The 14,176-nt window shown below is 38.3% G+C and carries 14 protein-coding genes; 3 read left to right on the plus strand and 11 right to left on the minus strand.

Going from position 1 to position 14,176, the window contains the following annotated elements:
- Positions 1-11 precede the first annotated feature (11 nt).
- From SBH76_RS03920 to SBH76_RS03955, 8 genes are all read right to left on the minus strand, one after another.
- Positions 12-353 carry a DUF2752 domain-containing protein gene (locus tag SBH76_RS03920; RefSeq protein ID WP_009662703.1) on the minus strand — a complete coding sequence of 114 codons (342 nt, stop codon included), beginning with the start codon at positions 351-353 and terminating at the stop codon, positions 12-14.
- A gap of 50 nt (positions 354-403) precedes the next feature.
- The gene (locus tag SBH76_RS03925; protein WP_317976846.1) at positions 404-1,621 is read right to left on the minus strand and encodes a homoserine dehydrogenase; all 1,218 of its coding nucleotides are present in this window, start codon (positions 1,619-1,621) and stop codon (positions 404-406) included.
- 3 nt (positions 1,622-1,624) lie between these two features.
- A complete protein-coding gene (locus SBH76_RS03930; protein WP_007591092.1) occupies positions 1,625-2,068 on the minus strand; it encodes an ACT domain-containing protein in 444 nt (147 codons plus the stop codon).
- Between the two features lie 125 nt (positions 2,069-2,193).
- Positions 2,194-3,909, minus strand: a complete 1,716-nt coding sequence (locus SBH76_RS03935) for a phospho-sugar mutase (protein WP_009662532.1) — start codon at positions 3,907-3,909, stop codon at positions 2,194-2,196.
- A 71-nt stretch (positions 3,910-3,980) separates the two neighbouring features.
- Positions 3,981-4,829 carry a DNA-3-methyladenine glycosylase family protein gene (locus SBH76_RS03940; RefSeq protein WP_009662613.1) on the minus strand — a complete coding sequence of 283 codons (849 nt, stop codon included), beginning with the start codon at positions 4,827-4,829 and terminating at the stop codon, positions 3,981-3,983.
- Positions 4,822-5,715, minus strand: coding sequence for an RluA family pseudouridine synthase (locus tag SBH76_RS03945; RefSeq protein WP_009662712.1), 894 nt, complete (start codon positions 5,713-5,715; stop codon positions 4,822-4,824). Before SBH76_RS03945 ends, SBH76_RS03940 begins: the two co-directional genes overlap by 8 nt.
- On the minus strand, positions 5,715-5,987 hold the full coding sequence (locus tag SBH76_RS03950) for a metal-sensing transcriptional repressor (protein ID WP_009662435.1): 273 nt from the start codon (positions 5,985-5,987) through the stop codon (positions 5,715-5,717). The genes SBH76_RS03945 and SBH76_RS03950 overlap by 1 nt, the downstream gene beginning before the upstream one ends.
- Positions 5,987-8,533 (minus strand): heavy metal translocating P-type ATPase, encoded by a 2,547-nt coding sequence (locus tag SBH76_RS03955; RefSeq protein WP_009662559.1) that lies wholly within the window; start codon positions 8,531-8,533, stop codon positions 5,987-5,989. The genes SBH76_RS03950 and SBH76_RS03955 overlap by 1 nt, the downstream gene beginning before the upstream one ends.
- A 273-nt stretch (positions 8,534-8,806) precedes the next feature.
- On the opposite strand from SBH76_RS03955, the gene SBH76_RS03960 reads away from it, so the two are divergent.
- From SBH76_RS03960 to SBH76_RS03970, 3 genes are all read left to right on the plus strand, one after another.
- On the plus strand, positions 8,807-9,106 hold the full coding sequence (locus SBH76_RS03960; protein ID WP_255347314.1) for an HU family DNA-binding protein: 300 nt from the start codon (positions 8,807-8,809) through the stop codon (positions 9,104-9,106).
- Positions 9,106-9,345: an RNA-binding S4 domain-containing protein gene (locus SBH76_RS03965; RefSeq protein WP_007591079.1), complete on the plus strand. Its 240-nt coding sequence runs from the start codon at positions 9,106-9,108 to the stop codon at positions 9,343-9,345. Before SBH76_RS03960 ends, SBH76_RS03965 begins: the two co-directional genes overlap by 1 nt.
- Before the next feature lie 94 nt (positions 9,346-9,439).
- Positions 9,440-10,327 (plus strand): class I SAM-dependent methyltransferase, encoded by an 888-nt coding sequence (locus SBH76_RS03970; RefSeq protein WP_317976847.1) that lies wholly within the window; start codon positions 9,440-9,442, stop codon positions 10,325-10,327.
- A 94-nt stretch (positions 10,328-10,421) separates the two neighbouring features.
- Here SBH76_RS03970 and SBH76_RS03975 read toward each other — a convergent pair whose 3' ends face one another.
- From SBH76_RS03975 to SBH76_RS03985, 3 genes are read right to left on the minus strand one after another with little or no spacing between them, the layout of a single operon-like run.
- Complete coding sequence (locus SBH76_RS03975) at positions 10,422-11,741, minus strand: HAD-IIIA family hydrolase (RefSeq protein ID WP_317976848.1); 1,320 nt, start codon at positions 11,739-11,741, stop codon at positions 10,422-10,424.
- Positions 11,738-12,697 carry a carbohydrate kinase family protein gene (locus tag SBH76_RS03980; RefSeq protein WP_009662535.1) on the minus strand — a complete coding sequence of 320 codons (960 nt, stop codon included), beginning with the start codon at positions 12,695-12,697 and terminating at the stop codon, positions 11,738-11,740. Before SBH76_RS03980 ends, SBH76_RS03975 begins: the two co-directional genes overlap by 4 nt.
- Before the next feature lie 51 nt (positions 12,698-12,748).
- Positions 12,749-14,155 (minus strand): sodium-dependent transporter, encoded by a 1,407-nt coding sequence (locus SBH76_RS03985; RefSeq protein WP_317976849.1) that lies wholly within the window; start codon positions 14,153-14,155, stop codon positions 12,749-12,751.
- Between the last annotated feature and the right edge of the window lie 21 nt (positions 14,156-14,176).

Raw genomic sequence — 14,176 nt, forward strand, 5'->3', positions numbered from 1 at the left:
ATAATCCTCGTCTATTTTAATAAGTCAATTCCTCTAAAAATTAAAAACCAGTCTTTTATAATCCAGTTTAAAATCATTATGGCAATTCCTATATATAACATCGGCAAGACAATCTTGTCTTTATTCAAATGCTTGCCACTAATCTTATACTTTACTACAAAAGCGAAAAAAATAAAAGTTGCAATAACAATATAAAGTACTGTGGGGTTATAAATAAAGCTTTTCCATATATTTCCCCTTACCAAAAATCTCACTGCTCTGGTTCCTCCACAGCCCGGACAATATAGACCTGTAAATTCATGAAATGCACATGGAGGTACAAAACTTAATAAAAATTCTAATATCTTTCTCATTTTCTTCCCAAATATAATTTTGGCACCACCAATGGTAGTGCCAATAAAAATTAAACTATCTTTGTTCTTATATATTTTATCACACCGCTCAGATTATTCAAAGCACTAAGGAAATCTTTTTCCTTAAGTACTCCTGTTATCAAAGCGAATTCGTCCTTGCCGTCAAGGTATACTTCTCTTGAATCCTTGAATTCGGACTTGCATTTTTCTATAAACTCACTGTCTCTGCCCATAAATCTTACAAAGTATCTATGGCTTGTCTCCTGCATATCTACAACTTCCTGCTTGTTCTCACCCCATCCGAAAGGTACATTTCCATGCTTATTCTTTGCAATTGCAACAATGTCTGCAACTACTGCACTTGCAGTAGGAAGCTTTCCTGCACCGCTACCGTAGAGCATGCTCTTTCCAAGCATATTTCCCTCTACCATAATTCCGTTATATACATCATTTACCATAAAGAGCGGATGACTGCTCTCAACCATTACAGGTGCTACGAATGCGTAAAGCTTATCATTTTCAAACTTCGCATCACCGAAAAGCTTTATTGATGTATTAAGATGCTTTGCATACTCAAAATCCGTTGTATCTATCTTTGTGATACCCTCTGTATGAATATTTTCAAAGTTTACTTCCTTGCCTGTTGCAAGAGATGAAAGTATTGCAATCTTTCTGCAAGTATCATGTCCTTCCACATCAGCCTCAGGATTTCTCTCCGCATATCCGAGATCCTGTGCTGTAGCAAGTGCCCTTTCAAAGCTCTCACCCTCTGCATCCATCTTTGTAAGTATATAGTTTGTAGTACCGTTTAAGATACCTGTGATCTCCTTAAAATGCTCTCCGGCATAACTCTCTGTTAAAGTTCTGATAATAGGAATACCGCCGCCTACACTTGCTTCAAAGAAGAAGTTTACATTTTTTTCTCTTGCAATCTTTAAAAGTTCCGTGCCATGTGCCGCCACCAAAGCCTTGTTTGATGTGGTAACATGCTTACCTGACAAAAGCGCATCCCTTACAAACTCAAAAGCCGGTGATGTTCCGCCCATTGTCTCTACTACTACATCTATATCCTTATCTTCTATGATTTCTTTAATATCATGTACCAATAAGTTTTCCCATTCGGTTCCCGGGAACTCACGCAGATCAAGGATTTTTTTCACAACTATATCCTCACCTGTCTTCTCCTTTAAAAGTGCATTATTTTGCTTTATAACTTCATATACGCCTGAACCTACTGTTCCAAATCCCAATATCGCAATATTAAACATAATTTACTCCCTAGCCAATATTTTTATATCAAAGATGCCGTCCAAATTTCCGATTTCATCTACCATCTTAGATAAGTCTCCTGTATCATTTAAAACCTCTATAGATAAAGAAATAGTCGCCACACCGCTTACGGGTATGGTCTGATGTATTGTCAGGATATTGGCATGATACTTTGCAACCACTGCCAACAACTCCGATAAAAGTCCCATTTCATCCGATATCTGAATAGAGAGGGTGATATTCCTTCCCTTTGAAGAATCATCAAATGGAAAGATATCATCTTTATATTTGTAAAATGAGCTTCTGCTTATACCGCATTTATCTGTGGCCTCCTTTACAGTCATCATCTTGTCCGCAGTCAAAAGCCTCTTTGCCTCAACCACCTTAATGAGTACCTCAGGTATTGCTTTATCTTTTACCACATAATATTTGATATTCTGTTCCATGTTCGCCCCTAAAATACATTTGTACGTCTACCGCACAATGATAGCACACTGGATTTTAAATTGCAAGTAAAAATGTTTTATATTAATGCATTAAAAAAGAGGCCGTTTACACAGCCTCTAAAAATTTAAGCTAAACTCTTCTTTATTTCATTTGCTATTTTACTCTCAAGTTCTCTTGCACTTGCTTCATTCTCACTGCTTATAGCAAGATAAAGCTTTAACTTAGGCTCGGTTCCTGAAGGTCTGAGTACTGCGGATGAGTTGCCCTCAAGCATATACTTGATAACATTTGACTTAGGTAAGTCTATTGCTTTTTTCTCACCTGTAGCAAGATTTGTCTGAGTGGAAGTCTCATAATCTCTTACTTCCAAAACCTTTACCCCTGCAATTTCCTTTGGAGTATTGTTTCTGAAAGTATCCATTATTGCATCCATCTTCTTCATTCCGCTCTCGCCTTCAAACTCGAATGAATAAAGTGTGTTCAGATAATATCCGTACTTCTCATATAATCCGTTAAGTACATCAAGTAATGACTTGTTCTCAGCCTTATAGTATGCAAACATCTGTGCAATCAGATATGCTCCGTTTACAGCATCCTTATCTCTTACATAGCTTCCTGAAAGATATCCGTAGCTCTCCTCAAATCCAAGGAGGTATCTGTCAACTTCGCCGTCTTTTTCAAGATTTGCAATCTGATCTCCGATATATTTAAATCCTGTAAGCACATCTCTTGTCTCGATACCGTAGTTATCTGCAACTCTGTTTACAAGATCCGTAGTAACTATTGTTTTAACAACTACAGGCTTCTTAGGCATAATTCCCATTGCAACTTTTCTCTTTGCAATAAAGTCTGTAAGTAAAACTCCAACTTCATTTCCTGAGAAGAGTCTGAAATCATCTCCCTGCTTTACTGCAATACCTACTCTGTCACAGTCAGGGTCTGTAGCAATAAGGATATCCGCTCCAACCTCCTTAGCAACATTTAAACCTACTTCAAGAGCTTCTCTTATCTCAGGATTTGGATATGGGCAGGTTGGGAAATCTCCGTTTGGAGTAGCCTGCTCCTTTACTATCTCAATATTTGTAAATCCGTTTTTCTTAAGACAGGTTGTAACACATCTTAAACCTGTTCCGTAAAGAGGTGTATAAGCAATTTTTACATTCTTATCAACATCATCACCTATAAAAGTCTGTGTTGAAACCGCATCCATAAAGGCATTAAAGGTATCTTCACTTATATACTCGATAATACCCGACTTAAGGCCTTCCTCAAAATCAACCAGCTCATAGTTTGAGAATGTCTCCACACTGTTTATCTCATCAAGTATTCTGTCTGCCGCCTCATTGGCTATCTGACATCCGTCAGCACCGTATACCTTATAGCCGTTGTATTTTGCAGGGTTGTGGCTGGCTGTTACCATTATACCGCCGTCACATCCGAGCTCTCTTACCGCAAAAGAAAGTGCAGGTGTAGGCATAAGCTCTTTCCAGATATATACCTTGATTCCCGCTCCTGCAAATATACTTGCCGCTCTTTTTGCAAATACATCTGAATTGTTTCTGCTGTCATATGATATGGCAAGCTTAGGAGCCTTTGATATGGAATTTATATAATTTGCCAAACCTCTGCTGGCCTTTCCAACAGTATAAATATTCATTCTGTTGCTTCCAACTCCAAGCACGCCTCTAAGACCGCCTGTACCGAATGCCAATTCCTTATAAAATCTGTCATTGATAGCCTCTTCATCATTTGCAATGGATGCCATCTCTTTTACAAGAGCCTCATCAGCCAAGTCGGCATTTTTCCAAGTCTCATAAGCCTTTTTTGTAAGTTCGTTCATAATGCTCCTTTCATAGGAAATGTGTCCCTTTTCACCATTTTGATATGGTAATATAATATCAAATTTCTATGCTAATTACTACTATGTTTCACACTTTCTCTGCCATAATAGAAAATATATTGTTGAATAACACCTGCATAGCCTTCATAAAGCTCCAGTGGGAATTCTCCGTCATAGTGCTCATCAATCATTCTCTTTATCCATACATCTATAGGAAAGGCCGCAATTCTGTGATAACCGAATAATGCCACACAGTTTGCCACCTTTATACCGACTCCCTTAAGACTCATTAAAGCGGCTAAAAGTTCCGTATCGTTAAGCTTTGCAAGTGCCTCAAGTTCTATATCTTTTCTGAATACCGCCTTTGCAGTCGACTCTATATATGGGCTTCGGTATCCGAGTGAGCAGGCATTTAACTCGTCAATACTTGCATTTGCTAAAGCCTCAGGGGTTGGAAAGCTGTAAAATTCCGTATCAGGATCAATGTTTTTTATAAAATCAGGAACCTGCATATCTATTTTTTTTCCGTAGACCTTTGAAAGCTTTTCAACCGATGATTTAATAGCCGGTATACTCTTTCTTTGTGAAATAATAAATGATATAAGCATTTCCCATTTATCCTGATTTAATATACGAATTCCATATGAATATTCTGTCGCATTTATTAAAAACAGATCGCTCTTTGGAATATTCTTCTCATACTCTTTATAATCAAGTCTAAGGTCAAAATAATCCAGCCAAAAATTATTAAACTCCTCTTCACTGCAAGAGAGTATATATCCGTCCCCGTCCTCTTTTATAAACAGCAGCTTATCACCTGCCACAAGACTGAATTCATCCTCATAAATATTAAATCTAAATATCTGTCCGCTGTCTGCAATCTTTCTCATATCAAGATGTGGGTATTCTATTCTAAACATAATTCTTTCCTATCTTTTCTTTAAAATCTATTGGTAAATCACATTCCAAATACATTCTCTCACCTGTTATAGGATGTATAAATTCAAGGCTTTTTGAATGTAGGAGCGGTCTTACAAAATTTTTACCGTAATCATCTTCATTATACAAATAATCTCCTACAAGCGGTGCACCTATATGACTCATATGTACACGTATCTGATGTGTTCTGCCTGTTTTGAGTCTAAGCTCTATTAAAGAATATTTTTCAAATCTTTGCAATACTTTAAAATATGTCACCGCCCTTTGACCGTCAGGGCTTACTTTTCTTTTTATCAAGGTATCATCTTCTCTGGCTATCGGCAAGTCAACAGTACCCTCATCAGGCAATCTGCCGTCATCTTTTACTATAGCATTATACACTCTTTTTATCTGCCTGTTTTGCATAGCAATATTTAAAATACCGGCACTTAAGAAATGCTTTGCCACTATTGTAAGTCCCGTAGTGTCCTTATCAAGTCTGTTAATGCATCTGAAAACAAAGTTTTTGCCTTTATAATAATGCATAAGAGCGTTTGCAAGTGAGTTCTCATAATTGTTAAGACTTGGATGAATCGGCATATCATTGCTCTTATTTATAACTATAATATCATCATCCTCATATTTTATATCAAGCTTAATATCCACAGGTACTATATTTTCGCTCTTTTTATTTTCACATACACGCACAAGAAGCCGGTCATTTACCGCCGGCTTCTGATTCATATAAGCCCAAACTCCATTGAGCATTATACCGTTTTCGTATTTCTTCAGGTCTATAATATTTGAGGCTGAATATCCCTTTGCTTTTAAATAGCCTTGAATATCCTTATACTCCCCGTCTATTATATAAAGAATTTCTCTTTCCATTATTTCGTCATCTTCTTTATCATATTTGACAGCTCAGATATCTTATCTTTTCTCTCTTCCTCACTGCCTGTAGCTGCCGCATCCAAAATGCAACCCTCTATATGGGCTTCCAAAATAATACGGTTTGTCCTTTCAAGAAGAGCTCTGGTGGCAAGAACCTGATTTGATATATCAATACAATATCTGTCCTCTTCCACCATCTTTATTATGCCCTCAAGCTGTCCTTTGGCGGTCTTTAACTGCCTTAAAACAGTCTTAGAATCGGCTCTCATTATACTACCTCATAGCCTGCATCTGTAATAGCTTTTTTCACCTTCTCCAAGTCTGTATCGGCACTATGCTCTATTGTAACATTTTTTGCGTCCAAATTCACCAGTGAATTGCTCACACCTTCTACACCTCTTGTCACTTTCTCCACAGTTGCCTTACAATGCTCACACATCATTCCGTTTACATTAATTACTGTTGTCATATTTTTATCCTCTTTTCTATTATTTTCAATGAGTTCTATCTCATCATTTTCTACATTGTTTTTCTTTATTTCCTTTGGCTTAAATGCTCTAAGTCTAAGTGCATTGCTTACCACACATACACTGCTCATTCCCATTGCCGCTGCTCCGAACATAGGACTGAGCTTCCATCCCAGGCTTAGATAAAATACTCCTGCAGCCAGTGGAATTCCTATTGAATTATAAAAGAATGCCCAGAAAAGATTCTGCTTTATATTTCTGATTACAGCCTTACTTAAATCAATTGCTGTGGCCACATCCTTTAATGAGCTGTGCATCAATACTATATCCGCACTCTCTATAGCGATATCCGTACCTGCACCTATTGCAATACCTACATCCGCTCTTGCAAGTGCAGGCGAATCATTGATACCGTCACCGACCATTGCCACCTTATGACCTGCTTCCATAAGCTTTCTGATATGTTCTTCCTTATCGGTAGGTAAAACTTCGGCAATAACCTTTTTAATGCCTGCTTCCTTTGCTATAGCCATTGCAGTGTTTTTATGATCACCTGTAAGCAATACAACATCAATATTTCTGTTTTTAAGAGCCTGTATAGCTTCCTTACTGTCTTTTTTTATTGTATCCGCAACTGCAATAATTCCAAGCAGTTTGCCGTCTTTACCAAAGTACATCGGTGTCTTACCCTGAGAGGCAAGTTCATTTCCCTTTTTAAATACTTCCATAAAGTTTTCACTGTTTCCATACTGTTCTTTTATAGCCTGCTCATTTCCGGCAATAATTTTTGAACCGCTTACACTTGCAACAATACCTCTTCCGGATATCGCCTGAAACTCTGTAGGTGAAACAATCTCAAAACTCTTTTCCTTAGCCTTTTCTACAATAGCCTCAGCTAAAGGATGCTCCGAAGCACTCTCAACTCCCGCAGCCAGTTTTAAAAATTCATTCTCGTCTGTATCAAATGCCAAAATATCTGTAACTACAGGCTTACCCTCTGTTACGGTACCTGTCTTATCAAGTACTACAGTATCAATACTGTGAGTTGTCTCAAGTGCATCGGCAGATTTAATAAGTATTCCGTTTTCAGCACCCTTTCCTGTACCCACCATTATCGCTACAGGTGTTGCAAGTCCAAGTGAACATGGACAGGATATAACAAGTACCGCTATGGCACAGTTTAGAGCAAATGAAAAATCATATCCCAGTGCCAGCCATACTATGAATGTTATGAGTGAAATTCCCATAACAACCGGTACAAATACTCCTGCGACCTTATCAGCCATCTTGGCAATAGGCGCTTTTGATGATGAAGCCTCTTCCACCAAAGCAATTATCCTTGAAATAGCGGTATCCTCACCTACCTCTGTGGCTTTTATTCTTACACTACCGTTTTTATTTATAGTTGCGGCTATAAGCTTATCGCCTTTCTCCTTTTGCACAGGTATACTCTCACCTGTAATGGCACTCTCATCCACACTCGTACTGCCCTCAATTATCATTCCGTCTACCGGAATGCTCTCACCGGGTCTGACTATTACAATATCTCCCACTACAACATCTTCTGTAAGTATGTTCTCCTCTACACCGTCACGAAGTACATTTGCCCTCTTCGGTGATAAATCTATAAGCTTTGATATTGCATCTGTTGTTCTTGCTTTTGAACCTGTTTCAAAAAATTTTCCTAAAGTAATAAGAGTCAATATCATGGACACAGATTCAAAATAAAGATTCATTCTGTATTCCGTCACTGTATGCATATCTGCATTATTAAGTGCATAACCCATTACATAGATTGCAATTACTCCATATGTAAATGCGGCAACTGTACCTACCGCAATAAGTGTATCCATATTCGGTGAAAGATGGAAAAGAGATTTAAATCCGCTTATATAATACTTTCTGTTTACATACATTACAGGCAGTACCAGTAAAAGCTGTGTCAGGGCAAAGCCTACCGGATTACCCTCACCTGATAAGAATTTCGGAAGCGGTAAACCTATCATGCTTCCCATACTGAAATACATCAAAATAACCAAAAATACTATAGATACCTTCAACCTGAACTTCATAGAAGTTATTGCATCATCATTGGTCTTTTTTATACTCTTCTCTTCTTTTTTCTGTTTTGTAGCTGTAGCCAAAGATGCTCCATATCCGGCATCGGCTATATTTTTTATTATATCATTTGAACTCAGCTTATCTTCCCTATATTCCACCTGCATGGAATTAGTCAAAAGATTTACAGATACATTCTCCACACCGTCAAGCTTGCCTACCACTCTCTCCACTTTGGCGGAGCAGGCGGCACAACTCATTCCGGTAATATTATATTTTTCTTTTACCATATTTCTCCTTTCTACTACATTTCACACCCCCACGGGGTATTAGTATAGTACATCATTCTTTTCCCTTTGTCAACTAAAAATATACTTTTTCTTAAATAAAATGACTTTATAGAGAAAAAACCCTTACAAAATGGCTTTTTTGCCTTATTCTTCTTGACAAATCAGCCTAAACAGACTATATAAATTATGTTATGAGTGGTATCATATCTCATAATGATTTTGTATTGCCGACTAAATCCGGCAGTAATATTTTAGTATAATGTTTAGAACATTATTTTTAGGAGGAAGAAAATGAATAGAACAGAGTTAATCGATGCTATTGCTAAGAAGATGGATAATTCCGTTACAAAGAAGGACCTTGAGGCTACACTTAAGTCTTTTGTAGAAGTTGTTACAGAAGAACTTGCTAAGAAGGAAAAGATCCAGCTTGTTGGCTTCGGTACATTTGAGACATCTGTAAGACCTGCAAGAGAAGGAAGAAACCCAAGAACAGGCGAGACAATGAAGATCGCTGAGAGCGTAGTTCCAAAGTTCAAGCCGGGTAAGGCACTAAAGGATGCTGTTAATAAATAATGCGTATTGACAAGTTTTTAAAGGTTTCACGAGTAATCAAAAGACGCACAATAGCCAATGAAGCATGTGATGCCGGAAGAGTTCTTATCAATGATAAGGTTGTTAAAGCATCTGCTGAAGTAAAAGTAGGGGATATTGTAGAAGTATTATTCGGTGGCAAGTCTGTAAAATTTGAGGTACTTTCCTTGAAGGAAACTACTAAAAAAGATGAGGCACAGGAATTATTTAAATATCTTTAGTAAATAGCCGGTTTAACCGGTACAGACAATGCCGTATTAGGTTGTGAATGCAACCAAGCGGCATTTTTTATAATAAAAAACAGAGAGAAAAATTATGTGGATTGCAGATAATTGGAAGGACTATGAAATACTGGATACTTCAAACGGTGAAAAGCTTGAAAGATGGGGAGATTATATACTGGTAAGACCCGATCCTCAAGTACTCTGGAATACGGAGCATACACATCCTGCATGGAAGAAAAAAAACGGGCACTACCACAGAAGTAAGGCCGGCGGTGGACATTGGGAATTTTTTAATCTTCCTGATACCTGGAGTATTGATTATGAACTGCCTTCATCAAAAATAACATTTAATCTAAAACCTTTTACATTCAAACATACAGGTGTATTCCCTGAACAGGCTACAAACTGGGATTTCAGTTATAATAAAATAAAAGAAGCTACAGATAAAAACCGTGAAATCAAAGTGCTTAACCTTTTTGCATATACAGGTGGTGCTACTCTGGCCGCAGCCGCCGCAGGTGCCAATGTAACACATGTAGATGCCAGCAAGGGTATGGTAGGCTGGGCAAAGGAAAATATGGTAAGCTCAGGGCTTTCCAATGCTCCTATAAGATGGCTTGTAGATGATTGTATAAAATTTGTACAAAGAGAAATAAGACGTGGAAATACCTATGATGCCATAATAATGGATCCGCCTTCATACGGAAGAGGTCCTAAGGGTGAGATATGGAAAATAGAAGACTCCATATATGAATTTATAAAGCTGACAACACAGTTGCTTAGCAAAGAACCGCTCTTCTTCCTTATCAACTCATATACCACAGGTCTGGCCCCCGGTGTACTGACCTATATGATGAAGAAGTCTTTAGAAGAAAATAAGCTTCCTGCAGCAAGCATAGAAGCTATGGAAATAGGTTTACCTGTAAATAAATCAGACTTCATCCTGCCATGCGGCGCAAGCGCAAGATGTACTTGGTAGAAAAAACTTTAGAGGCTGTATTTTACAATCATTTGCAGTTGTTTTTAGACTGCTGCAACAATTGTAAAATTCCCGGCCTCTTTTTTTAATATTCTTATCTGAAATCTTTAATTATCTTCTCCACCGCATCAAAGAGATTTTTAGCCTCAATATCGCAGCTTCTGTCGTATTTGCCGTCATTTCCGGCAAAACCTGTATCTACAAGCACGGATTTTACTCCGGCATTTCTTGCCGTCTCAAGATCCATTGTGGAATCTCCCACCATATATGACTTTGAAAGATCTATATTATATTTCTCTACCGCCTCGTCAATCATACCGGTCTTCGGCTTTCTGCATTCACAGTCAAATTTAAGTTCAGGCACTTCACCCTCAAATCCCTTATCAGGATGATGTGGACAATAGAAAATATCATCTACAAAAGCTCCCTTTTCACCAAGAAGAGTCTTCAGCTTATTGTGAATATTGTGAAGTTCTTCAAAAGAACACTCGCCTCTTGCAATAACGGGTTGATTTGTTATAACTATTGCCAGTGCACCGCTCTTATTTATTGCCTTTATAGCCTCAATGCTTCCCGGGATCAGTTCAAGGTCATCAGCTTTTGATATAAATCCCTTTGAAACATTTATAGTACCGTCTCTGTCAATAAATATCGCTCTTTGCTTATTCTTTAAATTCTTTGACTGAATAAGTCCGCTCTTTAGCTCCTCTACCGTAGCATTTATTCTGTCCACGGTACCTACATCCTTCACATACTCAGGTGTATGATATGCATAAATATTTGCTCCGATTTTAACCTGATTTGCAAGTATATCCTTTTCAAAATCTGTCTTTACAGGTTCTTTTACCAAGTCAAGCAGTTTTCTGTTAATTATATACATACCTGCATTGACCATATTGTCATACCAGTAATCTCTTACATTATGCTTTGAATCAAATCCTATAACTCTTCCGGTATCATCCGTCCGGATAAGATCCGAATCATACGGATGGCCGTTTGGATGTGCAAGAAGCGTAGTCAGGGCTGAATTTTTGAAATGAAAATCTTCCATTCTGTCAAAATCCATATCAAAGAAAACATCTCCGAAAACAAGCATGAAATCCTTAGCATCTATCTTATCTTTTAAATAATAAAATGCTCCTGCAGTACCAAGCGGTTCCTTTTCAAAAATATAGTCAATCTCAACTCCGAAGTCTTTTCCATCCTTGAAGTGATCTACAATTTTTTCACCCAAATGCCCTACAATCATTACTATCTTTTTTATTCCATAGGCCTTTAACTTCTCCACCTGATATTCAAGTAAAGGTTTGCCGTCCACAGGCACCATGGGCTTCGGTATTTCATCATTAGTTATACTACGAAGTCTGCTGCCCTTTCCGCCTGCCATTATAACCGCCACATCGATATTTTTCATTGCTTTAACCTCTCTAAAGTTTCATCAAGTGAAGGTATACTTACAATTCCGCCTCTTTTTTCCACACAAAGACTTGCTACAGCATTTCCAAATCTTGCAATATCATACATCTGTTTTGAAGTTATATTGTCAAGATCCATATTTTCACTTAAAAATCTTGCAAGCAGACCTCCCCAGAAGGAATCTCCGGCTCCTGTAGTATCCACAACATTACTCTTAAATCCCGGTACTTCCACATATCCCGCTTTTGAAACGACCAATGCACCCTTTTCTCCAAGCGTAACTACAGCAAGTTTTCTTCCTCTTTCCACCAAGTACTTGCCTGCCTCAAGCGGTTCCATATATGGTGTAAGAAGAGATGTTTCTTCATCGGATATTTTCATAATATCCGCAAACTCAGACATCAATCTCATCATCTCCATGGCCTTATCCACACTGTCCCAAAGCGGCTCACGGTAATTGGGGTCATAGGATATAATTGCTCCCGCTTCCTTAGCAAGCTTTACCGCCTCAAATGTAGCACTTCTTGAAGGCTCATCTGTAAGAGAAAGTGAACCCACATGAAATACTTTTGTATCCGAGAGAATATCTTTATTTATCTCATCTATAGTGAGTCTTGTATCCGCTCCCGGCTTTCTTGCAAATGAGAAGGCTCTCTCTCCTGTTATTGAGAGACTTACAAAAGCCAAGGTGGTAAATACTGAAGGGTCGGTAATCAATCCGCTTGTATCAATAGGGACACTGTCAAGTACACTTCTTAAAAAGTCTCCATGCATGTCGGCACCTATCTTACCTATAAACGCTGTTTTTAATCCGACTCTGGATACGGCGGTCAGCATATTTGCCGGTGCTCCTCCCGGATTTTGCTCAAAAAGTCTCATTCCTGCAGGAGACAGTCCTGCAGGTGTAAAATCAATCAATAATTCTCCTAATGCAACTACATCCAATTTTTTCATTGAAAACTCCATTCTTTGTAAAGTCAAATATGAGCATAGACTAAGCCGATTTTACAGGCTGATAAATCCCAAGGTATTTAATATTGCACTCACCAATATTACGATTAAAAATATCGGTGCAAATACCCTCATTACTATATTATAAAGCTTTTTTCTCTTAAATGCTGAAGAATATGAAATTTCATCATCAATTTTCTTTAATGTAATCACTTTTACCACCAAATAACAGGTGGCAAGTGCCGCTATAGGCATCATAATAGAGTTTGTAAGGAAATCAAGGAAGTCAAGTATAGGCATCTTAAATATCAAAACAAAATCCCATATACCGTATCCTGCCGCAGAAGCGCCTCCGACAAATACCATTATCACAGCCATTAAAATTATAGATTTATTTCTGCTTAAATTAAGCTCGTCACAGAAAGTGGAAATACTGGTTTCCACAAGTGATATGGCACTTGTAAGTGCAGCCAAAAGCACAAGCAGGAAAAATCCTATACCTGCAATGCGTCCTGCTCCCATGCTTTCAAAAACCTTCGGCAAGGTAATGAACATAAGCGAAGGTCCGGCCTTAAGCTTTGCAGGGTCACCGCCCGAGAAGGCAAACACTGCAGGAATAACCATAAGTCCTGCCAAAACAGCCACACCCGTATCCACAAGCTCCACTCTTGAAGTTGATATCTCCACATCCACATCTCTTGTCAAATATGAGCCATAAGTGTACAAAATACCCATAGCAATGGACAGAGAATAAAACATCTGCCCAAGTGCCGCAACCACCGTCATTAATGAAAAGTTACTGAAGTTCGGAACAAAAAAATACTTCACTCCTGCCATGGCTCCCGGTCTTGTTACCGAATAGGCGGCAACAATAATTGCAAGTATGATGAGCAGAGGCATCATTATTTTTGACACTCTCTCAATTCCCTGCTCCACACCGCCAAGTATTACAACGAATGTAGCTGCTGCAAATATTATAAACCAAAAAAATACTATCTTTGTGTCACCTATAAAGCTACCGAAATATCCGTCACTTGCAAGCCCTGATACATTTCCCTTTATATACTCTACCAGATATTTTACTACCCAACCTCCTATTACACTGTAATAAGGCACAATAAGTACAGGTACTATCGCATTTATAAATCCGCCCACCTTAAGTATCTTGCTGTTTCCAAACTGATTGAATGCGCCTATTGCACTTCTCTTTGTCATTCTGCCTATGGTAGTCTCGGACATAATCATTGCATATCCGAACGTAAGAGTAAGTACAAGATAGGTCAATAAAAACATACCTCCACCGTACTTTGCCGCCAGATACGGAAATCTCCAAATATTACCAAGGCCTACCGCAGAACCTGCCACAGCCAGGATATATCCAAGGCCTCCTGAGAAATTCGCTCTTTTTTCAGTTGTCTTTTCAAGTTTCGTCTCTTCACCGTATTTAAAATTGTCAGTCATATTCATCCCCTTTAATTTTCT

Source organism: Lachnoanaerobaculum sanguinis, assembly GCF_033242365.1.
In the GTDB taxonomy this organism is placed as follows: domain Bacteria; phylum Bacillota; class Clostridia; order Lachnospirales; family Lachnospiraceae; genus Lachnoanaerobaculum; species Lachnoanaerobaculum sanguinis.